The 26,135-nt window shown below is 71.9% G+C and carries 21 protein-coding genes; 2 read left to right on the top strand and 19 right to left on the bottom strand.

Annotated features, from left to right (window positions below; genetic code table 11):
* Window positions 1–4: 4 nt before the first annotated feature.
* A complete protein-coding gene (locus AB0J97_RS21020; RefSeq protein ID WP_352324926.1) occupies window positions 5–406 on the bottom strand; it encodes a TraR/DksA C4-type zinc finger protein in 402 nt (133 codons plus the stop codon).
* Window positions 407–844: 438 nt separating this feature from the next.
* On the opposite strand from AB0J97_RS21020, the gene ileS reads away from it, so the two are divergent.
* Together ileS and AB0J97_RS21030 are read left to right on the top strand one after the other, a co-directional pair.
* Entirely contained in the window at window positions 845–3,985 is a 3,141-nt protein-coding gene (ileS, locus tag AB0J97_RS21025) for an isoleucine--tRNA ligase (RefSeq protein ID WP_364091119.1), read from the top strand.
* A 76-nt stretch (window positions 3,986–4,061) separates the two neighbouring features.
* Window positions 4,062–4,745, top strand: a complete 684-nt coding sequence (locus tag AB0J97_RS21030; RefSeq protein WP_364091122.1) for an amino acid transporter — start codon at window positions 4,062–4,064, stop codon at window positions 4,743–4,745.
* Between the two features lie 153 nt (window positions 4,746–4,898).
* On the opposite strand, the gene AB0J97_RS21035 is transcribed toward AB0J97_RS21030, so the two are convergent.
* From AB0J97_RS21035 to mraZ, 18 genes are all read right to left on the bottom strand, one after another.
* Entirely contained in the window at window positions 4,899–6,737 is a 1,839-nt protein-coding gene (locus tag AB0J97_RS21035; protein ID WP_364091125.1) for a hypothetical protein, read from the bottom strand.
* Between the two features lie 41 nt (window positions 6,738–6,778).
* Window positions 6,779–7,654, bottom strand: coding sequence for a DivIVA domain-containing protein (locus AB0J97_RS21040; RefSeq protein WP_357705392.1), 876 nt, complete (start codon window positions 7,652–7,654; stop codon window positions 6,779–6,781).
* A gap of 107 nt (window positions 7,655–7,761) precedes the next feature.
* The gene (locus tag AB0J97_RS21045; RefSeq protein WP_125630468.1) at window positions 7,762–8,055 is read right to left on the bottom strand and encodes a YggT family protein; all 294 of its coding nucleotides are present in this window, start codon (window positions 8,053–8,055) and stop codon (window positions 7,762–7,764) included.
* A gap of 80 nt (window positions 8,056–8,135) precedes the next feature.
* A complete protein-coding gene (sepF, locus tag AB0J97_RS21050; RefSeq protein WP_357705391.1) occupies window positions 8,136–8,636 on the bottom strand; it encodes a cell division protein SepF in 501 nt (166 codons plus the stop codon).
* A 138-nt stretch (window positions 8,637–8,774) separates the two neighbouring features.
* Window positions 8,775–9,467: a YggS family pyridoxal phosphate-dependent enzyme gene (locus AB0J97_RS21055; protein ID WP_364091130.1), complete on the bottom strand. Its 693-nt coding sequence runs from the start codon at window positions 9,465–9,467 to the stop codon at window positions 8,775–8,777.
* Between the two features lie 151 nt (window positions 9,468–9,618).
* Window positions 9,619–11,127: a cell division protein FtsZ gene (gene ftsZ / locus AB0J97_RS21060; RefSeq protein WP_357705389.1), complete on the bottom strand. Its 1,509-nt coding sequence runs from the start codon at window positions 11,125–11,127 to the stop codon at window positions 9,619–9,621.
* 335 nt (window positions 11,128–11,462) lie between these two features.
* Window positions 11,463–12,125: an FtsQ-type POTRA domain-containing protein gene (locus AB0J97_RS21065; RefSeq protein ID WP_357705388.1), complete on the bottom strand. Its 663-nt coding sequence runs from the start codon at window positions 12,123–12,125 to the stop codon at window positions 11,463–11,465.
* 72 nt (window positions 12,126–12,197) lie between these two features.
* Window positions 12,198–13,595, bottom strand: a complete 1,398-nt coding sequence (gene murC, locus AB0J97_RS21070) for a UDP-N-acetylmuramate--L-alanine ligase (RefSeq protein WP_364091135.1) — start codon at window positions 13,593–13,595, stop codon at window positions 12,198–12,200.
* On the bottom strand, window positions 13,592–14,668 hold the full coding sequence (gene murG / locus AB0J97_RS21075; RefSeq protein ID WP_357705386.1) for an undecaprenyldiphospho-muramoylpentapeptide beta-N-acetylglucosaminyltransferase: 1,077 nt from the start codon (window positions 14,666–14,668) through the stop codon (window positions 13,592–13,594). The genes murC and murG overlap by 4 nt, the downstream gene beginning before the upstream one ends.
* 12 nt (window positions 14,669–14,680) lie before the next feature.
* Window positions 14,681–15,886: a putative lipid II flippase FtsW gene (gene ftsW / locus AB0J97_RS21080; RefSeq protein WP_357705421.1), complete on the bottom strand. Its 1,206-nt coding sequence runs from the start codon at window positions 15,884–15,886 to the stop codon at window positions 14,681–14,683.
* Window positions 15,887–15,971: 85 nt separating this feature from the next.
* Window positions 15,972–17,342 (bottom strand): UDP-N-acetylmuramoyl-L-alanine--D-glutamate ligase, encoded by a 1,371-nt coding sequence (gene murD / locus AB0J97_RS21085; protein ID WP_364091138.1) that lies wholly within the window; start codon window positions 17,340–17,342, stop codon window positions 15,972–15,974.
* Window positions 17,339–18,397 (bottom strand): phospho-N-acetylmuramoyl-pentapeptide-transferase, encoded by a 1,059-nt coding sequence (gene mraY, locus AB0J97_RS21090; protein ID WP_357705384.1) that lies wholly within the window; start codon window positions 18,395–18,397, stop codon window positions 17,339–17,341. Before mraY ends, murD begins: the two co-directional genes overlap by 4 nt.
* Window positions 18,394–19,824 (bottom strand): UDP-N-acetylmuramoyl-tripeptide--D-alanyl-D-alanine ligase, encoded by a 1,431-nt coding sequence (gene murF / locus AB0J97_RS21095; protein WP_357705383.1) that lies wholly within the window; start codon window positions 19,822–19,824, stop codon window positions 18,394–18,396. The genes mraY and murF overlap by 4 nt, the downstream gene beginning before the upstream one ends.
* Window positions 19,821–21,353, bottom strand: coding sequence for a UDP-N-acetylmuramoyl-L-alanyl-D-glutamate--2,6-diaminopimelate ligase (locus tag AB0J97_RS21100; RefSeq protein ID WP_364091491.1), 1,533 nt, complete (start codon window positions 21,351–21,353; stop codon window positions 19,821–19,823). Before AB0J97_RS21100 ends, murF begins: the two co-directional genes overlap by 4 nt.
* Before the next feature lie 40 nt (window positions 21,354–21,393).
* Entirely contained in the window at window positions 21,394–24,012 is a 2,619-nt protein-coding gene (locus AB0J97_RS21105; RefSeq protein ID WP_364091143.1) for a penicillin-binding transpeptidase domain-containing protein, read from the bottom strand.
* Window positions 24,009–24,500, bottom strand: a complete 492-nt coding sequence (locus tag AB0J97_RS21110; protein ID WP_357705380.1) for a hypothetical protein — start codon at window positions 24,498–24,500, stop codon at window positions 24,009–24,011. Before AB0J97_RS21110 ends, AB0J97_RS21105 begins: the two co-directional genes overlap by 4 nt.
* Window positions 24,490–25,455, bottom strand: coding sequence for a 16S rRNA (cytosine(1402)-N(4))-methyltransferase RsmH (gene rsmH / locus AB0J97_RS21115; protein ID WP_357705379.1), 966 nt, complete (start codon window positions 25,453–25,455; stop codon window positions 24,490–24,492). The genes AB0J97_RS21110 and rsmH overlap by 11 nt, the downstream gene beginning before the upstream one ends.
* A gap of 218 nt (window positions 25,456–25,673) precedes the next feature.
* Window positions 25,674–26,105 carry a division/cell wall cluster transcriptional repressor MraZ gene (mraZ, locus tag AB0J97_RS21120; protein WP_357705378.1) on the bottom strand — a complete coding sequence of 144 codons (432 nt, stop codon included), beginning with the start codon at window positions 26,103–26,105 and terminating at the stop codon, window positions 25,674–25,676.
* Window positions 26,106–26,135: the final 30 nt, after the last annotated feature.

Below are 26,135 nucleotides of genomic sequence, written 5' to 3' on the forward strand. Positions count from 1 at the left end.
CTGCCTACCGGCGTTCCTCCTTCTGCTTGCAGGCCACGCACAGCGTCGCCCTCGGGAACGCCTGAAGACGTTCCTTGCCGATCGGCTTGTGGCACGATTCGCACACTCCATAGGTCCCTGCGTCGATCCTGGCGATCGCACGTTCGTTCTGCGCGACCAGATCGCGCGCATTCAGGGTAAGGGCGATCTCGCGTTCGCGCTCGTACGTCTTGGCGCCGGCGTCCGCCTGGTCGTCGCCCGCGCCCTGGGTGACGTCACCCGAGGCTATCTCCGACTCGTGGCGGAGGATGTCGGCCTCCAGCTCGTCGATCTCGGTCCGCAGCCTGCCGCGTACCTCGGCCAGCTCCTCTTCCGACCACATCGACGGTGTAGCGGTCTGCGTGACTGCCGCCATGGCTGCCTCCATGCTGATCAAGGCCGTGAATGGTGCGGGCAGCTTAGGATCCTCATAACGGAACGGCAAACGACCCGCCGGATGGTTTACCTCACCCGTACTATCCCGCCTCGCCCGTTCAACTCCTGCCCAGGCACGTCCATTCCCACAAATTTCCTCCCCGTGTACCAACGCGGTGTGCCGGCGCGGCGGGCGTCCGGGGGCTCTGGAAGTCTTCGGCCCCGCTCTGCGTTATGGTTTGGAGACTGCAAGGCGTTGATGGGGCCCGCTGTGAGGGATATCACCCCGGAGCCGCCGGAAGAACGGCTCGGCAGAGCTCACTAGACCCGGCAGCAGGCGAATGAAGAGGGCCTCTCCCGAGGCCAAGAAGGGTGGTACCGCGGAGCCGCGAGGCTTCGTCCCTTCACGCAAGCCACAACCGGCCGCTGACGCGTGGAGGTCCTGCCCGACATGTCTTCCCCATCTTTCCGCTCTCTTCCCGCGCAGGTCGACCTGCCCGCGCTCGAGCGCGAGGTCCTCGACCGCTGGCGGGACGGGAAGATCTTCGAGCGGTCCGTCGAGCAGAACGCCGGCAACCCCTCCTGGGTCTTCTACGAGGGCCCGCCCACCGCCAACGGCCTGCCCGGCGTGCACCACGTCGAGGCCCGGGTGTTCAAGGACCTGTTCCCGCGCTACAAGTCGATGCGCGGCTTCAGCGTCCCGCGCAAGGCCGGCTGGGACTGCCACGGCCTGCCCGTCGAGGTCGGCATCGAGCGTGAGCTGGGCCTGACCGGCAAGAAGGACATCGAGGAATACGGCATCGCCGAGTTCAACGCCAAGTGCCGCGAGTCGGTGCTGCGGCACGTCGACGCGTTCGAGCAGATGACCGAGCGCATGGGCTACTGGATCGACCTGTCCCAGGCGTACCGGACGATGGACCCGTCCTACATCGAGTCGGTCTGGTGGTCGCTGAAGGTCGTCTTCGACAAGGGGCTGCTGTTCCGCGACTTCCGCATCACGCCGTACTGCCCGCGCTGCGGCACCGGCCTGTCCGACCACGAGCTGGGCCAGCCCGGCGGCTACGAGAACGTCTCCAGCCCGTCGGTCTACGTGCGCATGCCCGTCACGTCCGGGCCGCTGGCCGAGCTGGGCGCCGCGCTGCTCATCTGGACGACCACGCCCTGGACGCTGGTGTCCAACACGGCCGTCGCCGTGCACCCCGACGTCACCTACGTCGCGGCCAGGACCGCCGACGGCGAGGTGCTGGTGGTGGCCGAGCCGCTGCTGTCCGTCCTCGGCGAGGACGTCACCGAGGTGGCCCGCTGCACCGGCCGCGAGCTGGAGCGCACCCGCTACAGCCGCCCCTTCGACCTGGTCGACATCCCCGGCGCCCACTACGTCGTGCTCGGCGACTACGTCACCGTCGAGGACGGCACCGGCCTGGTCCACCAGGCCCCCGCCTTCGGCGCCGACGACATGGCCGTCATCAAGCGGTACGACATGCCCATCGTCAACCCGATCGGCCCCGACGGCCGCTTCCTCGACGACGTGCCCATGGTCGGCGGCCGCTTCTTCAAGGACGCCGACGAGGAGCTCACCGAGGACCTGCGCCGGCGCGGCCTGCTGTTCCGCGGCAGCCACTTCGAGCACTCCTACCCCCACTGCTGGCGCTGCCACACCGCGCTGCTGTACTACGCGCTGCCGTCCTGGTACATCCGCACCACCGCGGTCAAGGACCAGATGTTGTCGGAGAACGCCGGCACCAACTGGTTCCCCGAGACCATCAAGTGGGGCCGGTTCGGCGAGTGGCTGCGCAACAATGTCGACTGGTCGCTGTCGCGCTCGCGCTACTGGGGCACGCCGCTGCCGCTGTGGGTGTGCTCGGAGGACGAGAGCCACGTCACATGCGTCGGCTCGCTCGAAGAGCTGGGCACCCTGGCCGGCCAGGACGTCTCCGCGCTCGACCCGCACCGCCCGTACGTCGACGACGTGACCTTCGACTGCCCCTCCTGCGGCGCGCCGGCCACCCGCGTGCCCGACGTCATCGACGCCTGGTACGACTCGGGCTCGATGCCGTTCGCGCAGTGGGGCGCGCGCGGCAAGCCCGAGGGCGTCTACCCCGCGCAGTTCATCTGCGAGGCCACCGACCAGACCCGCGGCTGGTTCTACTCGCTGATGGCGGTCGGCACGCTGGTCTTCGGCCAGTCCTCCTACGAGAACGTGCTCTGCCTCGGCCTCATCCTGGCCGAGGACGGCCGCAAGATGAGCAAGCACCTGGGCAACATCCTGGAGCCGATCCCGCTGATGGACCAGCACGGCGCCGACGCCCTGCGCTGGTTCATGGCCTGCTCCGGATCACCGTGGTCGGCCCGCCGGGTGGGGCACAACACCCTGGAGGAGATCGTCCGCAAGGTCCTGCTGACCCTGTGGAACACCTCCTCCTTCTTCACCCTGTACGCCAACGCCGAGTCCTGGACACCGGCCGAGCCCGCTCCCCCGGCCGCCGAGCGTCCGCTGCTGGACCGCTGGGTGCTGGCCGAGCTGCACCGGACGGTCGCCGAGGTCACCGCGTCCCTGGACGAGTACGACACCCAGCGCGCCGGCCGCCGCCTGGCCGACTTCCTCGACGACCTGTCCAACTGGTACGTCCGCCGCTCCCGCCGCCGCTTCTGGCAGGGCTCGCGCGACGCGTTCGCCACCCTGTACGAGTGCCTGGAGACGGTCACCCGGCTGATGGCGCCGATCACGCCGTTCGTCACCGACTACCTCTGGGACGTGCTGCGCGCGCCCGGCGCGCCCTCCTCCGTCCACCTGGCCTCCTGGCCGCAGGTGCGCGAGGACCTGCTCAACCCGGCGCTGTCGGACCAGATGGCGCTGGTCCGCCGCCTGGTCGAGCTGGGCCGCTCGGCCCGTGCCTCCTCCGGCGTGAAGACGCGGCAGCCGCTGCGCCGGGCGCTGGTGGGCGCGCACGGGTGGCCGTCGCTGCCCGCCGAGCTGCGCGGGCTGGTGGCGGACGAGCTCAACGTCCAGGCTCTTGAGGACATGTCCGGGTTCGACTCCGATCTCGTGTCGTACACGGTGAAGCCGAACTTCCGGGCGCTCGGCAAGCGGTTCGGGTCGCGTACCAAGCTGGTGGCCGCCGCGGTGACCGCCGCCGACGCCACCCGCGTGGCCCGTACGCTGCGTGGCGGCACCCCCGTCATGATCGAGGCGGACGAGCTCGGCGAGATCATGCTCGGCCCCGACGAGGTGATCGTCACCGAGCAGCCGCGCGCGGGCTGGGCCGTGGAGAGCGGCGCCATCGGCACCGGCACCGGCGAGACCGTCGCCCTCGACCTGGAGCTGTCCGACGAGCTGCGCCGCGCGGGCCTGCTGCGCGAGGTGATCCGCCTGGTCCAGGAGGCCCGCAAGTCGTCCGGCCTGTCGATCACCGACCGCATCGACCTGTGGTGGACCGCCTCCTCCCCCGACCTGGCCGCCGCCCTGCGCGCCGACGGCGGGACGGTCGCCGACGAGGTGCTGGCCACGTCCCTCACCGAGGGGCCCCGGGAAGACCTCCCGGCCCACCACGACGAGGACCTGGGCCTGACCTTCCACCTCCGCCGCGCCTGACACCGCGCCGCCCTGGGCCCCCGCTCCGACGCGGGGGCCCTCCGGGCCTCCCTCTGAAACGGCGACAATCGGTCGTATGACGAGGATCGAGACCCCGTGGGGCCCTTGGGAGGCCCTGCCCCTGGACGAGGTCGTCGCGCTGATGCGCGGACTGGCCGCGCCCTGGTGGGTGGCCGGCGGCCACGCGCTGCAACTGACCGCCGGACGCGCGTACCGCGAGCACGCGGACGTCGACATCGCCCTCCTGCGCCGCGACCAGCTCGCCGCCCGGCGCCTCCTGACCGGCTGGGACGTCCACGCCGCGATCACCCCCGGCACCCTCAGCCCCTGGCCCGTGGACGAACCGCTCCCCGGCTCCGCCCACGACATCTGGGTCCGCGAACACCCCGGCGGCCCCTGGCGTTTCCAGCTCATGCTCGACGAGTCCGCGGCAGACGAGTGGATCTACCGGCGCGACCCGCGCATCCACCGTCCCTTGACAGACCTGACCATCGGGCGGGACGGCTTCCGGTACGTCGTCCCGGAAGTGCAACTGCTCTACAAGTCCAAGGATCGCCGCCCGAAGGACGAGATCGACTTCGCCACCGTCCTGCCCCTACTGAACGACGCCCAACGTCACTGGCTGGCCACAGCCCTCCGAACCGACCACACCCCCCACCCCTGGATCCCCCACCTACTCCCCCTGGCCTCCGGGCGCCCTGACCAGGGGCCCCTCACCAGAGCCTCTGTCCCCTGGGCCCCTGACCTCCGGGGCTCCTAGCCTCCGGCTCCCCTGGCCTCTGGGCCCCTGACCTCGCGGACGGCCCCTTCGCCAGTCACCCCCTACCCCGGTCTCCTGGAGAGCCTTCCGGGCCGGAGGCAGGGCCGAGGCCGGGAGCAGGGCCGGGGCCGGGGCCGGGAGCGGCGGAGTTCTTCAGTCGGTCGTCTCGCGGTCGTTCCGGCACACCGAGCAACTGGTGAGACCGGCGGCCTCGGCCTCGGCGACCGTCATGGTCTCCACGCCCGTGTCCCCCGCGCCTCTGATCAGCGGGCAGGCGGTGCCGTGGTAGCGGCGCGTGCCGACGATGACCTTGACCGTCGCGGAACGCTCACCCGCTCGCGCGGGCCCGTCTCCGGAGCCGCCCTCCGGCGCCTCGCCCTTCTTGCCGGCGCCGGCCGAGCCGCCCTTCGCAGGGGCGGTGGGCGCCTTGGCGCCCTCCGCCTTCGGGGCCGCAGGGCCACCGGAAGAGGCCGGCGCAGCCCCAGAAGGCCGCTCGGACGCCTCAGCAGCCCCACCCGAGGGTTCCGGCTGAACGGGTAGCCCGGAGGCCGTCACGCGAGGCTGCGGAGCCGTGTCGGGATCCGAGGAATCGTCCTCATCGGCAGGCCGCGCGGCCGGTTCGGCGGGCTTTGCGGGCCGTACGGGCGAATCGGCAGGCCGTGCAGGCCCGTCGGCGGGCCGTGCGGATGAACCGGCGGGCCGCGCGGGTGAATCGGCGGGTCGTGCGGGCTGGTCGGTGGGCGACGGCCGGGCCGCGGTAGACGGCTTGCCCGGCGCGCTCTCGACCGACTTGCCCGAAGTCGCCGCATCGGCGCCCGTCCCGCCCGAGGAAGCCGCACCGGCTCCCGGCTTGCCCGCCGACGCGGGCCGCTCGACGGACGCCGCAGCCGCGCCCTTGGACGCCGGCGCCGCACCCTTCGATGCCGGCGCGGCGCCCTTGGACGCCGGGACCGCGCCTTCGCCCTCGGCCGAAGCCGAACCCGAAGATCCCTTGGCGGGCCCAGACGCCTCCTTGGCCGGAGTCGAAGGGCTCTTGGCCGGGGCGGACGGGCTCTTCGACGAGGCGGGAGCGCTCTGAGCGGCGGCCGACGCCCCCTTGGCGTCGTCCTCGGAGGAGGAAGACCGCGTGGGCCGCTCGCGCTCCGACGGCGGCCGGAAGTACGAAGTCTGGATGTCCCCCTGCTCGTCATCGGCGTCAGGCGCGACAGCGGAGGAGGGAGAAGAGGGTTTGGCCTGGTCGCCCGCCTGCGCGGCGGCGGCCGGACGCCCGAACCACCCGGTGGTGCCCTCCTCGCGGGAGGCGGCGGGCTCCGGGGTGGGGGTGGAAGCCTTCGCGTCGGGCTTCGGCGGTGCGACCGGCGGGCGCAGGTCCCGGGTCTCCGCGGAGGCCTCGGCCCGGTTGTCCGCCACTTTGGAGGGGGTGGCGCCGGGGCCGGGCGTGACGACGGGCTCGGGGTCGGCGGCAGGCGGCAACTGCCGTCCGCCGAGCGCTGCGTCTGGAAGGCACGTCGTGCAGGGCGTGAAGCCCTCCTCACGTGCCTCCTCGTGAGTGAGCTCCTCGTGATCCCGTCCGGCCAGCTGGCGGCAGCCTGGCACGTGGTATCTCCTGCGGCCCGGGATCACCAGCACGATCGCGTCCGGCGAGATGCCGCTCGCCGCGGGGCGGCGAGGCGCGGAGGCCGGAACGGCGGTCCGCTGAGGCGTCTGCGGGTGCGGGTGGGGCTGTGGCCGCGGCTGGGGCCCGGCAGGACCGGTCTGGTTGTACGGCAGGCCAGGCGGCGGGAGCGGGGCCGGAGGGGTGGCCGGCGCAGCGGCCCGCCCACCACCGGGAAACAGCTCGTGACGCCGCAGCAGCGCCCCGATCACCAGGAACAGCGCGGACAGCACGCTGACCACGATGGACCACATGATCAGGAACGGCTTAGCCAGTACGAAGCCCGCGATCAGCAGCACGACCGCCGCGAGCACCAAACCAGCACTGATAAGGATCACAGGGGGCTCTTTCGAGTGACAGGTCCTAGTGACCCGTTACTTTACCGGCGGTCGTTGTGCGGGCCGTCGCTGCCGGGGAAGGCGCCCTGCGGAGCCTCGCCGCCGAACGGGTTGGGACCACCGGGAAGAGGCTGCTGGCCACCCTGGGGAACCGCGTGCGACATGGCGGGAGCCTGCCCCTGCGGACCGGACATGACCGGGAACCCACCGCTGCCCTCGGCGGAGACGTTGAGCTCGGCGAGCTGGTTCTCCAGGTAGAGCTTGAGGCGACTGCGGTACTCGCGCTCGAAGCTGCGCAGTTCCTCGACCTTGCGCTCGAGCTCGTCGCGGGTCTGCACCAGCGAGCCCATCGCCTGGCGGTGGCGCTCCTGCGCGTCGCGCTCAAGCGTCTCGGCGCGGGCACGGGCGTCGCCGATGACCTGCTCGGCCTGGCGGCGGGCCTTGGTGAGGATCTCGTCGGCCTCACGGCGGGCGCGGGTCACCGTCTCGTCCGCCTCCCGGCGGGCGTCGGAGATCGCCTGGTCGGCGGTCTGCTGGGCGAGGGCCAGCACGCGGGCCGCGGTGTCCATGTTGTCCTCGGCGGGAGGCATGCTCATGGCCACGGGCTGCGGCTCGGGGGCCCGCATCGGCTGCGGCTCGGGGGCCCGCATGGGCTCCGGCTGCGGCGGCGCCATCATCTCCGGCTTGGGCTGCTCCTGGACGGGAGCGGAGGCCATGGGCATGCCCATGCCGCCCGGCACCTTCCCACGCAGGCACTCGGCCAGTTTGGCGCGTAGCTCCTCGTTCTCTTGGATCAGGCGGTCGAGCTCAGCCTCCACCTCGTCGAGGAAGGCATCGACCTCCTCCTCGTCGTAGCCCGGCCGCAGCCGGGTGGTACTGAACTGCTTGTTCCGCACATCAGCGGGCGTCAGCGGCATTTTTTGGTCTCCTTGGCGCGCTTGGAGTCTGTCCGGAGGGACGGTGAACCCGAATCACTTCAGCGCGGACACGAGTTGGATCACGACCGGCACCCCACCAGCCCGCCTCACCGGCCGCCCAGTGACCCAGCGATCTGGATCAAGATCAGGACGACGATGAACAGGACAGTGAAGCTTAGGTCAAAGGCCACCGTACCCAACCGGAGCGGGGGAATGAAACGGCGGAGGAACTTGAGAGGCGGGTCGGTCGCGGTGTATGTCGCCTCCGCCAGCACCAGCACGACCCCGGAAGGCCGCCACTGCCGGGCGAACGCCTGTACCGTCTCAAAGATCATCCTGCCGATGAGCAGAACCAAATACAGAGACAGGACTACGACCAAGATCCCACTCACGATCTCCACGGCCCGGCCGCGCCTCCACTTCTGGTGTGCCCTCCCGGCCGCGCGTGGACCCGGTTGGGTGCGATGGACATACAGAGACTCTAACTCTGATTGAAGAACCCGCGTTCCGCGATTCGGGCCTTGTCCTCGGCGGTCACCTCGACATTGGCAGGGGACAACAGGAACACCTTGTTGGTAACACGTTCAATGCTTCCATGTAGCCCGAAGACCAGACCTGCCGCGAAATCCACGAGCCGCTTCGCGTCGCTGTCAACCATTTCGGTCAGATTCATGATGACCGGGGTGCCGTCGCGGAAGTGCTCTCCGATGGTTCGGGCCTCGTTGTAGGTCCGGGGATGGAGGGTCGTGATGCGCGCCAGGTCGGTCGTACGGCGCTCCAGGATCGTCGTGGCGGGCCTGGGCGCGGGGACCCCGGATTCGGCCTCCTCGTCGCGGTCCTGGACCGCCACGGGCCGTTCCTCGCCGGTCCGCTGGACATCGTCGTCGTAGGCGTACTCGTCGGTGTAGGTCTCGTACCTCTCGTAGCGGTCGTCCTCCACGAGACCGAGGTAGACCGCCATCTTGCGCATCGCGCCGGCCATCGCTAAGTCGTCCTCCTGCTCATGGTCGCACTCGCTCGGACCCGTCGCCGGGGCCGAGGCGGCAGCCGTACCCCCTTGGAGCTCACCGCGGATCGACCTCTACTTGATCATGGGCCTGAAGACCCACTTGAGGGGACATTACCTGACGAAGGGCCTGCGACGACCGAGCAACGCCGTACCGATCCGCACGTGTGTCGCACCGTACGCGACCGCTTCGTCGAGGTCCTGGCTCATGCCCGCGGAGACCATCGTGGCCCGCGGATGCTGCTCCTGGACGCGGGTGGCGACATCGCGCAGGACGGCGAAGGCCCGGGCGGGCTCCTCCCCCAGCGGGGCGACCGCCATGACGCCGCCCAGCCACACGCCCTCGGCCAGCGCCACCTCGTCGGCCAGCGCGAGCACGTCGGCGGGCCGGGCGCCGCCCCTGCTGGGGTCGTCGTCGAGCGCCACCTGGATCAGGCAGCCGACGTTGCGGCCCTGCCGCACGGACTCCTTGCTGATCGCCTCCAGCAGCCGGAGGCGGTCGAGCGAGTGGATCACGTCGGCGTACCCGACGACGGACCGCACCTTGTTGGTCTGGAGCTGGCCCACGAAGTGCCAGGTGAGCGGCAGGCCGGCCAGCTCGTGCGCCTTGGACGCGGCCTCCTGGTCACGGTTCTCGCCGACGTCGCGCACACCCAGCTCGCACAGGATGCGCACGTCGTCGGCCGGTCTGGTCTTGGTGACCGCGATCATGGTGACCTCGCCGCGGTCGCGGCCCACCGCGTGGCAGGCCTCGCCGATGCGGGTCTCGACCTCGGCGAGGCCGGCCGCGATCTCGTCCCTTCGCACGCCTGTCTCCCTCTCCCTGCCTCCATCGTCCCGCAGTTCGGCCTGTACGCCGTACGCCACGATGGCCCCCTTTCCGTGCCGCGGGTCGGTTCCCGGCACACACGACGGCGCCGCTCCCGTATGCCTGCGGGGAGCGGCGGTGGGTGGTGAGCTACTTGAGGAAGTCGGGGACGTCGAGCTCCTCCTCCTGCTCCTCGAAGATCACCCGAGGACGTTTGGGAGGCTCCGACATGCGGGAGGTGATGGGCGTGGGCGGATTGGCCGGTTCGGGCGTGGGCCTCGGGATCGAGACGGGGGCCTGCGGCTCGTCGTCGCCGAGTGCGGCGGCGACGGGCTCGGCGGGCTGGACCGGCTCCACCGGGCGCACGGGCTCCGGACGCGCCTCAAGGCGGGGCTCAGGACGCGGCTCCGGCCTGAACTCGCGCGGCTCGGGCCGCGCCTCCGGCCGGAACTCCTGCCGGGGCTCCGGCCTGAACTCCTGGCGCGGCTCGGGACGCGCCTCCGGCCTGGGCTCGGCGCGGAACTCCTGGCGGGGCTCCGACCGAAGCTCGGCACGCGGTTCGGGCCGCGGCTCAGGACGCGGCGCGGGCGGCTCCGACTTCACACTGGGCGAGGCCGGGACGCCGGGCCGCAGGGCCGAGGAGGACACCGGCGCCGCGGGCTGCGCGGCCGGACGGGCCGCGGGCCTGGGCAGCGGCTTCTCCACCGGCGGCGGCACGTCGTCGAAGCCCGCCGCGATCACCGTGACCCGCACCTCGTCGCCGAGGGCGTCGTCGATGACCGTGCCGAAGATGATGTTGGCGTCGGGCGCGGCGGCCATCGACACGAGCTGGGCCGCCTCGTTGATCTCGAACAGGCCGAGGTCGGAGCCGCCCGCGATCGACAGCAGCACGCCGTGGGCGCCGTCGATGCTCGCCTCCAGCAGCGGGCTGGAGACCGCCATCTCGGCGGCGGCGACCGACCGGTCGTCGCCGCGCGCGTGGCCGATGCCCATGAGCGCCGAGCCCGCGCCCGACATGACCGACTTGACGTCGGCGAAGTCGAGGTTGATCAGGCCGGGCGTGGTGATCAGGTCGGTGATGCCCTGGACACCGGACAGCAGCACCTGGTCGGCCGCCTTGAACGCGTCGAGCACGCTCACCTGCCGGTCGGAGATCGACAGCAGACGGTCGTTGGGGATCACGATGAGGGTGTCGACCTCGTCGCGCAGTGTCTCTATGCCGGCCTCGGCCTGCGAGGCGCGACGCCGCCCCTCGAAGCTGAAGGGCCGGGTCACCACGCCGATCGTCAGCGCGCCGAGCGACCGGGCGATGTTGGCCACGACCGGCGCGCCGCCGGTGCCCGTGCCACCGCCCTCGCCGGCCGTGACGAAGACCATGTCGGCCCCCTTGAGGACCTCCTCGATCTCCTCACGGTGGTCTTCGGCCGCCTTGCGCCCCACGTCGGGGTTGGCTCCGGCGCCCAGTCCGCGCGTGAGCTCGCGGCCCACGTCGAGTTTCACATCGGCGTCACTCATCAGCAGCGCCTGGGCGTCGGTGTTTATGGCGATGAACTCGACGCCCTTGAGTCCCTCTTCGATCATCCGGTTGACGGCGTTCACTCCGCCGCCGCCGATGCCGACGACCTTGATGACCGCGAGGTAGTTCTGCGGTGCTGCCACGACGAGGGGCCTTTCCGCTCGTTGACTTGCCATTTCGGTGCGGATCGTCTCCGCTTTTTCTCAGTTTTCGTAACTCTCAACCTCAGGTTGAGATTTAGATTTATGTCAACCTGAGGATTGATACGGACAGTAGGAGTCCCCTACCAGGCGGGTCAACTAACCGCGCCGCAAGCGCGTCCGGCGTGTCGCGGGCTGTCCGATTCGCTCCGAAGTCGCGCCTGGTCGGGGCCTTCCTCTTCCGAAGGTCCGATCTACAGGCTCTCACGCCGCGACCCCCACCTCGCACAGGCACGCGATGCCCTTGCCACGGAGTTGCCAGACCCTGACACTCGTGATCACTTCAAGGTGACGACGTCGGGAGAGCTGACGTCGTACAGGGTGGCCTTGCGGCCCAGGAGCGAGACCAGGATGCGGCCTTTCTCCTCCGGCCTGTCGGCGCCGCCCCACAGGACGGTCCGGCCGTCGGACAGCTCCAGCGTCACGCCCTCGGCCGAGGCGGCGCGCACCTGCCGGACCTTGCCCGCCACCACCGGCGGCAGCGCCTGGACGACCTGAAGCGCCGCCATGGTGGCCGGATCGCCCGCCGCCGGCCGGTCGACCTTGAGCAACGGCAGCATGAACGGCAACGTGTCCTTGACCTCGATCACCACGCCCTGCTTGTCGACGACCGCGAACCGGCCGCCCGCGGGGATCGCGGCGACGGGCTCGCGCTCGACCACCTCGATCTTGAGCGTGCCGGGCCACACCCGGTCGACCTTCGCCGTGGCGAGCTGCCGGATGCCGAGCACCCGCGTCTGGACGTCGGCCAGGTCGACCGTGGCCAGCGGATGCAGGTCGGGCACGGCCGCCTGCTGCTTGATGTGCTCGCTGGTGACTGTGAGATTTCCCACGATCTCGATCGACCGCACGCCCAGCACCGGCGAGAAGAACACCAGCCAGGCGGCCGAGCCGACCACCCCGGCCGTCAACAGCACCAGGAACGCGTTACGCGCCTTCATCGCCCTCCTCGCACGCCGGCTACGAACGTACGCCACGGGCCGCCCGGCACCCGCCCGCCACGCCCGTACGGCTCAGGACAGGCGCGCCACGAGCTGCGGCCCGAGCTCGGTCACGTCGCCCGCGCCCATCGTGAGCACGATGTCGCCGGGACGCGCCCGCCCGGCCACCAGGTCGGGCACCGCCGCCCGGTCGGGGGCGTAGGCCACCCGCTCGGCCGGCAGCGGCACGCGCCCGGCCACCATCGCGCCGGACACGCCGGGCTCGGGATCCTCCCGCGCGCCGTAGACGTCGAGCACGATGACCTCGTCGGCCAGCGCGAGCGCGGCGCCGAAGTCGTCGGCGAAGAAGCGGGTGCGCGAGTAGAGGTGGGGCTGGAAGATCGCGATGACCCGGCCCGTGCCCGAGTAGGAGGCCACGACGTCGCGCGCGGCCCGCAGGTCGGCGGCCAGCTCGGTCGGGTGGTGGGCGTAGCTGTCGAACACCGCGACGCCGCCCGCCTCGCCCTTGGCCTCGAAGCGCCGCTTGGCCCCCGTGAAGGCCGCCAGGCCGTCTCTGATGTCCTCGAAGGCCAGCCCCAGCTCGTCGGCCACGGCGATGGCGGCGGTGGCGTTGAGGGCGTTGTGCGCCCCGGGGACGGCCAGGCGCACGTCTCCCCTGCCCTCGATGGAGAAGACCGTGCCGAAGCCGTCGGGCCGCACGCCGGTCACCCGGTAGTCGTCGCCGCTCTCCCCGTAGGTCCTGACCCGCAGCCCGCGCTCGCGCGCCCGCCCGGCCAGCTCGGCGGCCCCCGGGTCGTCGGCGCACAGGATGAGCAGCGAGCCCACCCGGTCGGCGAAGCGGGCGAAGCTGTCGTGCACCGCGCGCGGGTCGCCGTAGTTGTCGAGGTGGTCGGCCTCGACGTTGGTCACCACGGCGATGTCGGGGGCCAGCATGAGGAAGGAGCCGTCGCTCTCGTCGGCCTCGGCCACGAACACCCCGCCCGTGCCCTCGTCGGCCCCGAGCCCGGTGGTGACGAGCTGGCCGCCCACGCAGTAGGACGGCTCGGCGCCGCACTTCTGCAGCGCCACGGTCAGCATGGAGGTGGTCGTGGTCTTGCCGTGGGTGCCGGCGATGGCCACGCCGGTGCGGCCGCCCATCACCGAGGCCAGCGCGGCGGCCCGCGGGATGATCCGCAGGCCCTGCTTGAGCGCCTCGCCCAGCTCGGGGTTGGAGTCGCGGATGGCGGTGGAGACGACCACGGTGTCGACGTCGCGGATGTGGGAGGCGGCGTGCCCGATGTGCACGGTCGCGCCCAGCTCGCGCAGCTCGGTCACCAGCTCGGAGCTGCGCGCGTCGCTTCCGGTGACGCGGACGCCGCGCTTGAGCAGGATGCGGGCGATGCCCGACATGCCCGCCCCGCCGATGCCGATGAAGTGCACGCGGCCGAGCTCTTCGACGGCTACGGGATCGACCAGCTTGACGAGACTCATCGGGCTATCTCCAACACTTTCCTGGCAAGCATGATATCGGCGTCCTTGCGCCCCAGTCGGGAGGCGGCCTCCGACATGACGACGACCCGCTCGGGGTCGCGGAGGATGGGCAGCACGTTCTGGATGATCCAATCGGGTGACAGGTCGGAGTCGTCGACCATCAGGCCGCCGCCGCCCCGCACGACGCGCTCGGCGTTGACGGTCTGCTCGCCGTTGCCGTGGGGCAGCGGCACGTACGCGGCCGGCAGCCCCACGGCCGTCAGCTCGGCGCAGGTGAGCGCCCCGCTGCGGCACAGCGCGACGTCGGCGGCGGCATAGGCGAGGTCCATGCGGTCGACGTAGGGCAGCAGCACGTATTGAGGGTCGCCGGGCGGCGGCTCGTGCTCGACGGTGTTCTTCAGTCCGAGCACGTGGAGCACCTGGATGCCGGCCCCGCGCAGCACCGGCGCGGCGGCCAGCGCGGCCTCGTTGAGCGACCTGGCGCCCTGGGAGCCGCCGAACACCAGCAGCGTGGGCCGGTCGTTCTCCAGCCCGAACCAGGAGCGCGCCTTGTCGCCGGTGGACAGCCGGTCGAGCGTGACGATCTCGCGGCGCAGCGGGGTGCCGATGAACTCGGCCTTGGGCAGGGAGGCGTCGGGGAAGCCGGTGAAGACGTGGTCGGTCAGCCGGGCGCCCAGCCGGTTGGCCAGGCCGGGACGGGGGTTGGCCTCGTGGACGACGATCGGCAGGCCCTTGCGCTTGGCCGCCAGGTAGGCCGGCGTGGCGACGTAGCCGCCGAAGCCGACCAGGATGTCGGCGCCGACCCGGTCGAGCACGCCGGAGACGGCGTTGATCGCCCCGGCCAGCCGGCCCGGCACGGTCAGCAGGCTCGGGGTGATCGCCCTGGGCAGCGGCACGGCCGGCACCAGTTCGAGATCGTAGCCCCTGGCGGGCACGAGCCGCGTCTCCAGGCCGCGCTCGGTGCCCACGCAGGTGATGCCGACGCTCCGGTCAAGATGGCGCAGCGCGTCCGCAAGGGCGAGCGCGGGCTCGATGTGCCCGGCCGTCCCCCCACCGGCGAGGACCACCCTCATCTCGGTCACTCCCTAACGTCTCACTCGGCCTCTGGACGTACCCCCCAGGCCAAGCCAGCTTAGGCCCCGTGCGGCGGGTCCGGGGCCACGCGCGGCCAAGGCTTCGCGCGCGCCGGGCTCGCGTTTGGCGAACGACAGCAGGATGCCCAGCGCCGCGAGCGTGGGGAGCAGGGACGATCCGCCGTAGGAGACCAGCGGCAGCGGGATTCCGGTGATGGGCAGGACGCCGAGCACCGCGCCCATGTTGACGGTCGCCTGCCCGACGATCCAGGCCACCATGGCGGCCGCGGCCAGGCGTACGAAGCCGTCGTTGACCCGGACCGCCACCCGCAGCCCCGCGTAGCCGAGCAGGCCGAACAGCGCCACCACGATCAGCGTGCCCATCAGCCCCAGCTCCTCGCCGAGGATGGCGAAGATGAAGTCGCTCTCGCCGTGGGGCAGCCAGCTCCACTTCTGGCGGCTGCTGCCGAGCCCGAGCCCGAACCAGCCGCCCGAGCCCATCGCGATCTGCCCCTGGACGGCCTGGTAGCCGGCGCCCTGGGCGTCGGCCCACGGGTCGAGGAAGGCCCCGATGCGCTTCATCCGGTAGGGCTCGACCTTGATCATGATGACCGCGGCCAGCACCGCCAGCGCGAGGATGCCGCCGAACAGCTTGACCGGCGCCCCCACCACCCACAGCAGCGCCAGGAAGATCATGAAGAGCACGAGGGTGGTGCCGAGGTCGCGGCCGAGCAGGACCATGACGACCAGGATCGCGGTGCCGGGCATGAGCGGGATCAGCATCTGCCGCCACTCGATCCGGCCCTGCCTGGCCCGTCTGGCCAGCAGGTCGGCCCCCCACAGCACGAGCGCCAGCTTGGCCGGCTCGGACGGCTGGAGGGTGAACGGGCCGAGGTAGATCCACCGCTGCGCGCCCAGCTCGGACTCGCCGATGAACAGCACCATGACCAGTGCCAGCACCGCCAGCGCCATGAGCGGGTAGCCCGCCCAGCGGAAGAACTTCGGCGGCAGGCGTGAGCAGGCGTACATCACCGGCACGCCGACGCCGGCCGACAGCGACTGCTTGATGAACCACGAGAACGGGTTGCCGGTCTTCTGCTGCGCCTCGATCGCGGAGGCCGACAGCACCATCATCAGCCCGAGCGCGAGCAGCAGCGCGCTGCACATGATGATCAGGTAGTAGGTCGTCAGGGGCTTGTCGAGCAGTTCCTTCAGCACGGCGCGCTGCTCGCGGAACCAGCTCGCCGGGCTCTCCTGCGCCTTGCCCTGACCCGCGGCCGGACGGGTGCCGGCGGTCCCGGTGCTACTGCTCACGCCGCCGCCTCAGCTCGTGGACGGCACGGGCGAAGGCCTCCCCTCGCGCCGGGTAGCCGGGGAACATGTCGAGTGAGGCGCCCGCGGGGGAGAGCAGCACGGTGTCCCCTGGCGAGGCCAGGCGCGCGGCTTCGGTGACGACGGTGTCCATCACACCAGTGTCTTGGCCCGGGATGTCCACGACGGGGACATTCGGCGCGTGTCGCGCGAGTGCTTCGGCGATCGCCGCGCGGTCGGCGCCCAGCAGCACCGCGCCGCGCAACCGGGGCGCGGCCCGCCGGACCAGGTCGTCGACGTCGGCGCCCTTGAGCTGACCGCCGGCCACCCACACGATCGACGGGTAGGCGCTCAGCGCGGCGGCGGCGGCGTGCGGGTTGGTGGCCTTGGAGTCGTCGACGTAGTCGACGTCGCCGACCCGGTCGACGTGGGACAGGCGGTGGGGGTCGGGCTTGAAGGCGCGCAGCCCCAGGCGTACGGCCTCCGACGGGACGCCGAGCGAGCGGGCCAGGGCGGCGGCGGCCAGGGCGTCGGCCACGTTGTGGGGGGCCAGGGGCCGGATGTCGGCCAGCGTGGCCAGCTCTTCGGCCGCCTCCACCGGGTCGTCCACGAACGCCCGGTCGACCAGCAGGTCCTCGACCACGCCGATCTGGCCACTGCGCGGCACCCGCAGCGTGAAGCCGACGGCGCCCTCGTAGGGCTCGGCCAGGCGGCCGCACTCGGGGTCGTCGGCGTTGTAGATCACGGTGCCGGCGCGTTCGTAGATGCGGCCTTTGGCGGCGGCGTACTCGGCCATCGAGCCGTGCCAGTCGAGGTGGTCGGGGGCGATGTTGAGGATCGCCGCCGCGTGCGGGGCCAGGGTGCTGGACCAGTGGAGCTGGAAGCTGGACAGCTCGACGGCCAGGGCGTCGTACGGCTCGGCGACGGCGCGTACGACCGGGACGCCCACGTTCCCCACGGCCAGGGCGTTGCACCCGGCGGCCACCAGGATCGAGGTGAGCATGCGTACGGCGGTGGTCTTGCCGTTGGTGCCGGTCAGCGCGAGCCAGGGGGCCGCGTGCGGCGGGCGCAGCCGCCAGGCCAGCTCCACCTCCCCCACGACCTCGACGCCGGCGGCCAGCGCGGCGGCGATCAGCGGGTGGTGCGGCGCCCAGCCGGTGGTGACGAGCCTGGTCACGCCCTCGGGCAGGGCCATCTCGCCGAACCTGGTCTCGACCCCGGCCCTGGCCAGGGCGGCCGCGGCGGCGAGCTGCCGCTCGCCCTCCACGGCCTCCACGACCACGACCCGCTCGCCGCGCTCGGCCAGCACCTCGGCCACCGCGGTGCCGGAGACGCCGAGCCCGGCCACGCACGTGAAGGTCATGACTTGGGCATCCACTCGACGTAGAACAGCCCGAGCCCGAGCGCCGCGCAGAGCCCGGCGATCAGCCAGAACCGCACCACGATCGTGGTCTCGGCCCAGCCCTTCAGCTCGAAGTGGTGTTGCAGCGGCGCCATCCTGAACACCCGTTTACCGGTCATCTTGAAGAACCCGACCTGGATGATGACGGACGCCGTGATGATCACGCAGAGCCCGGCCAGGATGATCAGCAGGAGCTGCGTGCGGGTGGCGATGGCCAGCCCGGCCAGCACGCCGCCCAGGGCCAGCGAGCCGGTGTCGCCCATGAAGATCTTCGCCGGCGGCGCGTTCCACCACAGGAACCCGACCAGCGCCCCCAGCACGGCGGCGGCCACCACCGACAGGTCGAGTGGATCTCGCACCCAGTAGCAGTTGGGGCCGAGCTGGTCGATGCAGTTGTTGCGCAGCTGCCAGTTGCCGATCAGCACGTACGCGCCGAGCACGACGCCGGTCGCGCCGCTGGCCAGGCCGTCGAGGCCGTCGGTGAGGTTCACGGCGTTGGAGAATCCGACGATCATGAACAGCACCCAGATGGTGAAGCCGACGATGCCGATCGAGGGGCCGATGTCGCGCAGGAACGACAGCCGGGTCTCGGCGGGGGTGATGCCGTAGACGTTGGGCTGGCGGGTGATCAGCACGGCGAACACGGCGCCGACGACGAGCTGGCCGAGGGCCTTGGCGCCGCTGCGCAGGCCCAGGCTGCGCTGCTTGTAGATCTTGATGAAGTCGTCGAGGAACCCGACCGCGCCGAGGCCGGTCATCAGGAACAGCACGAGCATGCCCGACACCGTCGGCGGCGTGAGCGTGGCCAGATGGGAACCGCCGTAGGCCAGCAGCGCGGCCAGCACGAAGACGATGCCGCCCATGGTGGGGGTGCCCCGCTTGCCGAGGTGGGCCTGCACGCCCTCCTCGCGGATCTCCTGGCCGTAGCCGCGCCGGGAGAACAGCCTGATCGCCAAGGGGGTCCCCAGCATCGACAGGACCAGGCCCACCGCGCCGGCGATGACGATGTTGATCACTGAGCGGCACCTCCGAGAAGGAGCTCCGCCGTGCGTTCCAGGCCCATCGCGCGGGGGCCCTTGACGAGCACCGCGTCGCCGGGGCGCAGCAGGCCGGCCAGTGCGGCCGCCGCTGCCTCGGCGTCAGGGACGTGTACGATCCGGGTCATCTGGGGAGCATATGGCCCTCCGCCACCCGGCGGTCCCGCGGCGGCCGACACCGCCTCGTTCGCGCCCTCCAGCACCGGGCCCGCGTCCGGCCCGACGACGACCAGGCCCGTCAGGCCCGAACCGCCCGCCAGCCGCCCCAGCTCGGCGTTGAGCGCCGCGCTCTCGTCGCCCAGCTCGCGCAGGGCCGCGATGACCGCGTACCGCCGCCGCTCGCGTCCCATCACGCCGAACATGTCGAACGCGGCCCGCATCGAGTCGGGGTTGGCGTTGTAGGCGTCGTTGACCACCGTGACGCCGTCGGGGCGGTCGGTGACCTCCATCCGCCAGCGGCTGCGCGGCGTGGCCTCCGACAGTTCCTCGGCGATCGTGGCGACCGGCAGGCCCAGCTCGTAGGCCGCGGCGGCGGCGGCCAGGGCGTTCTCCACGGCGTGCGCGCCGTAGAGCTGGAGCGTGACCGGCGCGGCCCCGGACGGCGTGCGCAACAGGAACGACGCCCGCCCGCGCGCGTCGACCGTCTCCTCCTCGGCCCGGATGGCCGCGCCCTCGCCGCGCCCGAAGTACGTCACCCGCGCCTCGGTGCGCGAGGCCATCTCCGCCACCAGCGGGTCGTCGGCGTTGAGCACCGCCACGCCGGTGCGCGGCAGCGCCTCCACCAGCTCGCCCTTGGCCTTGGCGATGGCCTCCTTGCCGCCGAACACGCCGAGGTGCGCGGTGCCGACGTTGAGCACCACGCCGATCCTGGGCGGCGCGATGCGGGTGAGGTCCTTGATGTGGCCGATGTTGCGGGCGGCCAGTTCGAGCACCATGAACCGGGTGTCGACGTCGGCGCGCAGCACGGTCAGCGGATGGCCGAGCTCGTTGTTGAAGCTGCCCACCGGCGCGATGGTCGGCCCCATCCGGCCGGCCAGCCTGGCCAGCAGGTCCTTGGTGCTGGTCTTGCCGGCCGAGCCGGTCACGCCGATCACGGTGGCCTGGGGCAGCGCCGCGGTCTGCGCGGCGGCCAGCTCGGCCAGCGCGGCCGCGGCGTCGGGGACGATCACCGCCGGCGCGTCGACCGGCCTGGAGGCCAGGACGGCCACCGCTCCGGCCCGGATCGCCTGCGCGGCGTAGTCATGGCCGTCGACCCGCTCCCCGGCGAGGGCGACGAACAGCGATCCCGGTTCCACCGCGCGTGAGTCGATCACTACGGGCCCGCGCACCACGGCGCGGGGGTCTGCCATGCCCGACAGGGCGCCCGAGGTTATCTCGGCGATCCTGGCCAGAGGCAACGGGATCATCGGTGCTTCCTGCTTTCCTTGCGTGCGTCGATCGCTTCGGCGACCACTTCGCGGTCGTCGAACGGGATCACTTCGCCTGAGACGTACTGGCCCTGCTCGTGACCCTTGCCCGCCACGACGATCACGTCGCCGCGGCCGGCCCGGCCGACGGCCAGGTCGATCGCGGCCGCGCGGTCGGGCTCAATGATCACATGAGCGCGGTCGCGGGACGGAACGCCGAGCGCTCCCTCCATCATCGCGGCCAGGATGGCGAGCGGATCCTCCGAGCGTGGGTTGTCGTTGGTGAAAATGGCCACATCGGCCAGCCGGGCGGCGATCTCGCCCATGAGCGGGCGTTTGCCGGTGTCGCGGTCGCCGCCGCAGCCGAGGACGATCGTCAGCGTGCCCGCGGTCACCTCCCGCAGCGAGCGCAGCACCGACTCCACGGCGCCCGGCTTGTGGGAGTAGTCGACGAGCGCCTGGAACTCCTCCTCGGCGGAGGTGATGCGCTGCATGCGCCCGGGCACCCCCGTGAGGGTCCCCACGCCGTGCACGGCGGTCTGGAGCGGCACCCCCGACTCCACCAGGCAGACGATCGCGCCGAGCGCGTTGGCGACGTTGAAGGGCCCCGGCAGCGAGATCTGCGCGTCGGCCTCGACCCCGCCGGGGCCGGCCACCCGGAACGCGCTGCCGTCGGCGCCGAGCCTGACCTCCAGCGCCCGCCACTCCGCCTCCGGGTCGCCGAGCGCCGAGAACGTGGTCATCGGCACCTTGGCCCGGTGCAGCAGCTCCCGGCCGTGCGGGTCGTCGATGTTGGTCACGCCGACGCGGCTCAGCTCGGGCTGGAACAGCCTGACCTTGGTGGCGAAGTAGTCCTCGAAGTCCTTGTGGAAGTCGAGGTGGTCCTGGGAGAGGTTGGTGAACAGCGCGACGTCGTAGAAGACGCCGTCGACCCGGCCGAGCGCCAGCGCGTGGCTGGAGACCTCCATGGTGGCCGCGGTGACCCCCTGCTCGCGCATCAGCGCGAACAGCGCGTGCAGCTGCGGGGCCTCGGGCGTGGTCAGGGTGGGCTCGAAGCCGATGTCTCCGGCGTGGATCTCGACGCCGCCGACCAGGCCCGTCGTGTGGCCCGCCGCCTTCAGCCCGGCCTCCAGCATGAACGTGGTGGTGGACTTGCCGCTGGTGCCGGTCACCCCGATCACCTGGACGTCGTGGGCCGGCTGGCCGTAGACCCAGGAGGAGACCTGCCCGAGCAGCGCGCGCGGATCGGGCACGATCAGCACCGGCAGGCCGGTGGCCACGGACGCCTCCCGCCCGGCCGGATCGGTGAGGACGGCCACGGCTCCGCGCGCCATCGCCTCGGCGGCGAAGGTCGCGCCGTGCACGCGGTTGCCCGGCAGCGCCACGTAGAGATCGCCGCGCTGCACGGCACGGGAATCGATGGTGACGCCGGTCAGGGCGGCGTGAGGCGACCTCGACGTGCCGGAATCGGCGTCGAGCATGGTCGCGAGCCCGGTCAGCGGACGGGGCGGGCTGGTCTTGGGACGCATAGACGACGGGGGACGCACGGCGAGAGCGTACCTTCCCTGCTCACTGTCCCGCGCGTGTACGCACCGGGGGCACGTCCGAGCCTGTGGGAGGAATCTTCCTGCTCTTGATGGCGAACGTCATCACATCCTTGAACACGGGGGCCGCGAGCTGGCCGCCGAAATGGCCGTTCTTGGGGTTCTGGAGCACCGAGAGCACCACCAGCCGGGGCGCGTCCGCGGGCGCGAACCCGACGAAGGAGGCCGTGTAGCCGTCGTAGCGGCCCAGCTCGGCGTCGTAGCGGTCGGCCGTGCCGGTCTTGCCCGCCACCCGGTAACCGGGGATGGCGGCCAGCGCGCCGGTGCCCTCGGCGCTCACCGCGGTCTCCAGCATGGTCGTGATCTCCTTGGCGGTCGTCTCGCTCACCACTCTGGTCTGCCTGCCCGCGGGAGCCGGGACGAACCTGCCGGTCGCGTCGGTGGTGCCGGCCACGATCTGCGGATCGACGCGTACGCCGCCGTTGGCGATGGTCTGGTAGACGCTGGCCGTCTGCAGGGCGGTCACCGACACGCCCTGGCCGTAGGCGACCGTGCAGCTCTGGCTGCCCGACCAGTTCTTGTAGTTGGGCAGCAGGCCCGCCTCGGCGTTCGGCACGCCGCCCGCCGGGGTCGTGCCGAACCCGAACGCCCTGAGCATCGTGTACAGGCGCTCGCTGCCGACCTTGCGGGCGGCCATGATCGTGGCCACGTTGCTGGACTGGGCCATGGCCTGCCGGAACGTCATCGCCTCGGGCTTGTGGGGGTGGGCGTCACGCAGCACCCGGTCGGCGCACTTGATGTTGTCGGGCACCTGGAACACCGTGTCGGGGGTGACCTCCTTGGCCTCCAGCGCGGCGGCGGCGGTGATCACCTTGTTGGTGCTGCCGGGCTCGAACACGTCGGCGGCGGCCTTGTTGACGTAGGAGGACGCGGGGGCCCTGCGCCAGTTGCCCAGGTCGAGCTCGGGCGCGTTGGCCATGGCGACGATCTGGGCGGTGCGCACGTCCATGACGATGACCGCGCCGCTGCTGGCGCCCGACTCGCGCACCTGGTCGGCGACCGACTTCTGGGCGGCCCACTGGATGTCGCGGTCGATGGTCAGCCGTACGTCCTGGCCGTTGACGGGCGCGGTGCGCTCACTGCTGGTCATGGGGATGCGCAGGCCGTCGCGGCCCGTCTCGACGCGCTGCTTGCCGTCGCGGCCGGCCAGGATGCGGTTCTTGGCCTGTTCCATGCCGCCCAGGCCGTTGCCCTCGTCGCCGACGAAGCCGATGAGGCTGCCGGCCAGGTCGCCGGCCGGGTAGTCGCGGCGGTAGGTCTTCTTCGTGCTGAGGGCGGGCACGCGGGCCTGGAGCAGGCGCGTGGCCACGACCGGGTCGACGTCTCTGGCCAGGAGCTGGTAGCGGCTCTCGGTCCTGGACAGCTTGGCGGTCATCTCCTCCACGGTCTTGCCGAGCTGCCTGGCCAGGATCGTGGCCACGTTGGCGCGGACGTCCGCCGGGACCTTGGAGGGGTCGATGGACACCTCCCGGGCCTCCGACGTACGGGCCAGCGCGTTGCCGTTGACGTCGGTGATCGCGCCGCGCTTGGCGGGGATCTCCTCGACGTGCTGGCGCTGGCCGACCGCGGCGGCCTCGTAGACCTTGGAGTCGAGGCCCTGCATCTGGATCAGCCGCCCGGCGAAGATCGACAGGACGAACGTCATGCCGATGAGGCCGATGTTGATGCGCCTGCGCGGGCTGCCCAGGCGCAGGATCAGCGGGGGTCTCGGCGGGCGCGGCGGGGTGGGCGGGCGGCGCGGGCCCCTGGGGGGCGGCACGTCCGCGCCCCGGCGCAGCACGCCGTGCTCACGCCCCCGCGCCTGGTCCAGCCCGGACGTGCGGGGCTGGCCGGACGCGGAACCGCGCGTCCGGCCGGGCCTGGAGCCGCGCGACTGCTCCGGCCGGGAGCCGCCTGACTGATCGGACCGGGAGCCGCGTGGCTGGTCCGCTCTGGAGCCGCGGGCCTGGTCGGGGCCGGGGCCGTCGCCACGCCTGCGCGGCCGTTCCTGCGGCGTCCTGCCCCTGGCGCCCTCGTCCCGTTCCTGGGACGCGCGTCCGCGCGCCCGGTCGTTCTCCTCGCGCCCCTGGGGAGCGCGGCCACGCCGGCGGTCGTCGTCGCGGCTCTGGGGGGTGCGCCCGCGCGGGCGGTCGTCGTCGCGCCCCTGGGAGGCGGCGCGGCCACGGGAGCCGCCGGAGTCGTCGCGGGGTCGGCGGCGGGGGCCGTCGCCCGGGTCGCGGCGCGAGCGTGTGCCCTCGTCGTCGTCGCGGGGCCGCGCGCGGTCGCCGTCGTCGCGGTGCTGCCGGCCGCGGGAGCCGCCCGCGGAGTCGCGGCGGGCGCTGTCTCGCGCGTCGTCGCCGGGGTCCTGGGGCCGGCGCCCCCTCAGGTCGTCGTCGAACGGCAGGTCGAACGGGTCCGGAGGTCGCTTGCGCGGCGGGTCGTCCGGCGACGGCGGGCGGCCCGCCCCCTCGGAACGGGCAGAGCCTCCTCGCCCTGCCCGTCCCGGACCACCCGGCGTACGACGAGCGGCGCCGGGCCCTCCAGGAGAGCCGGCGCCGCCTGCGCCGCGGCCGGGACCCTGTCCCCTGCCGCCTGAATCCCTCACCGCTCCGGGACCGCCGGGACACTCGGCTCGCCCTTGTCCCAGGGCCGCAGGTTCTTGTCCAGGTGGTAGCCCTGCGCCTCGGCGCGGTCCGCGAGGTTCTGGGGCTGCATCTTGCGCTCGTACTCCAGCCGGAGCGCTTCCTTCTCCTGCTGGGCGGCCGCGATCTCCTCGCGCAGCTTGGCGTCGGTGATGGCGTCGCGGTTGAGCATGATGTTGAGCAGCAGCAGGCTCACCAGCCCACCGCACATCAACCCGACGACGAGCAGCACGAACGGCGCCCGCTGCCGCTTGGTCGAGGGTCGCCGCGCGGCGGGACGGCGCGCGGACGCGGCGGGCTCGCCGGGGCGCGCGGCGGCCGGCCGCCGGACGTCGGTGTCAGGACGCGGCCGCGGCTTGGTCTGGTGCGAGGCGCCCGGCCTGCGCGTGCCCGGCTTGGGCACGGCACGGCGGACGGGCGTGACCCGGCCGGTCTCCTGCTCAATCGTCAACGCGGATCCTCTCTGCCGCCCGTAGCCGGGCCGAGGCCGCCCGCGGATTGCGGGCGAGCTCTTCATCGCTGGGGAGCTCGGCTCCCCTCGTCAGCAGGCGGAACCTCGGCTGGTGTGCCGGTAGCGGGACAGGCAGCCCCGGCGGGCTGGTGTCCTTGGTTCGCGCCGTGAGGGCCTGCTTGGTGAGCCGGTCCTCAAGGGAGTGGTAGGAGAGCACGACGACCCGCCCACCCAGCACCAGCGCGTCGAGTGCCGCGGGCAGCGCCGCCTCCAGGGCGGACAGCTCCGCGTTGACCTCGATGCGCAGCGCCTGGAAAGTCCTCTTGGCGGGGTTGCCGCCGGTGCGCCTGGTCGCCGCGGGGATCGCGTCGCGCACGATGTCGGCGAGTCTTTTGGTGGAGGTGATGGGCTCCTTGGCGCGTTCCTTGACGATAAGCCCCGCGACCCTTGGCGCGAAACGTTCCTCGCCGTAGTCGCGCAGGATTCGTACCAGGTCAGCGCCCGGATAGGTGTTGACCACGCGCTCGGCCGTCAGCTCCTGCTCGGTGTCCATGCGCATGTCGAGCGGGGCGTCGTAGGAGTAGGCGAAGCCGCGCTCGGCCTCGTCGAGCTGCGGCGAGGAGACCCCGAGGTCGAACAGCACGCCGTCGAGGGCGGGACGCCCGGCGTCGGCGACGATCTGCGCCAGGTCGCCGGAGGAGGCGTGGACCAGCGTGGTGCGCCCGGCGTAGGGGGCGAGCCTGCGGGTGGAGAAGTCGATCGCGAACGGGTCGCGGTCGATCCCGATGAGGTGCAGCTTGGGGAAGGTGGCGAGCAGGGCCTCGGAGTGGCCGCCCAGCCCGAGGTTGGCGTCGACGACGACCGGCTCCGGCCCCGCCAGCGCCGGGCCCAGCAGTTCCAGCACGCGGTCGAGCATCACCGGAACGTGACCGCTCGTGCCTACGTTGTCGTCCATCTCCAACCCCCCTCTCGCGTCCTGCTCGCGGATGACGCGTATTCGGTCAATCGTCAGTCATTCCTGGGTCCCCACCCGGCGCCGTCCGGCCAGGTCCCCATCCGCACCCTCTTCGTGGAGTCCGTCCTCTGACACCGGGGAAGGTGCATCAGTTGACGGACAGTGGTTGCGGGTGGAGACCTCGCCGAACGACCTCACCGACGGATCGACCGTGGTCACTACAAGATCCCTGGCAGCACCTCCTCCGACAGATCGGCGAACGCCTGCTCCTGCGCGTTGAGATAGGTGTCCCAAGCCTGCGAGTCCCAGATCTCCAGGCGGGTGTTGGCCCCGATGACGACGCAGTCACGGTCGAGGCCGGCGTATTGACGCAGGCTCTGCGGGATCGTGATGCGTCCCTGCTTGTCTGGTTTCTCGTCGGACGCGCTGGCGAAGAAGACGCGGCTGTAGTCACGCACCGCCTTGGCGGTGACCGGGGCGGTGCTGAGAGCCTCGGTAATGCGCTGGAACTCCTCTACTGGAAAGACGTAGAGGCATCGCTCCTGGCCTTTGGTGATCACAAGACCCTCCGCCAGCTCCTCACGGTACTTAGCCGGCAGGAACAGCCGTCCCTTGTCGTCAAGACGCGGTTGGTGGGTGCCGAGGAACATCGGCGCCACCTCCCGTGCCTCAGCGAAGCG

Source organism: Nonomuraea sp. NPDC049607 (genome assembly GCF_040675375.1).
In the GTDB taxonomy this organism is placed as follows: domain Bacteria; phylum Actinomycetota; class Actinomycetes; order Streptosporangiales; family Streptosporangiaceae; genus Nonomuraea.

Coding starts and splice junctions, on each gene's coding strand:
- AB0J97_RS21020 (WP_352324926.1), bottom strand. CDS start 406: ATGGAGGCAGCCATGGCGGCAGTCACGCAGACCGCTACACCGTCGATG.
- murD (WP_364091138.1), bottom strand. CDS start 17,342: ATGACCTTCACGTGCGTGGCCGGGCTCGGCGTCTCCGGCACCGCGGTG.
- AB0J97_RS21030 (WP_364091122.1), top strand. CDS start 4,062: ATGACGAGGATCGAGACCCCGTGGGGCCCTTGGGAGGCCCTGCCCCTG.
- AB0J97_RS21065 (WP_357705388.1), bottom strand. CDS start 12,125: ATGAAGGCGCGTAACGCGTTCCTGGTGCTGTTGACGGCCGGGGTGGTC.
- murG (WP_357705386.1), bottom strand. CDS start 14,668: ATGAGGGTGGTCCTCGCCGGTGGGGGGACGGCCGGGCACATCGAGCCC.
- rsmH (WP_357705379.1), bottom strand. CDS start 25,455: ATGGACGACAACGTAGGCACGAGCGGTCACGTTCCGGTGATGCTCGAC.
- AB0J97_RS21100 (WP_364091491.1), bottom strand. CDS start 21,353: ATGCGTCCCAAGACCAGCCCGCCCCGTCCGCTGACCGGGCTCGCGACC.
- AB0J97_RS21040 (WP_357705392.1), bottom strand. CDS start 7,654: ATGCCGCTGACGCCCGCTGATGTGCGGAACAAGCAGTTCAGTACCACC.
- mraZ (WP_357705378.1), bottom strand. CDS start 26,105: ATGTTCCTCGGCACCCACCAACCGCGTCTTGACGACAAGGGACGGCTG.
- murC (WP_364091135.1), bottom strand. CDS start 13,595: ATGAGTCTCGTCAAGCTGGTCGATCCCGTAGCCGTCGAAGAGCTCGGC.
- murF (WP_357705383.1), bottom strand. CDS start 19,824: ATGATCCCGTTGCCTCTGGCCAGGATCGCCGAGATAACCTCGGGCGCC.
- ileS (WP_364091119.1), top strand. CDS start 845: ATGTCTTCCCCATCTTTCCGCTCTCTTCCCGCGCAGGTCGACCTGCCC.
- sepF (WP_357705391.1), bottom strand. CDS start 8,636: ATGGCCGGCGCGATGCGCAAGATGGCGGTCTACCTCGGTCTCGTGGAG.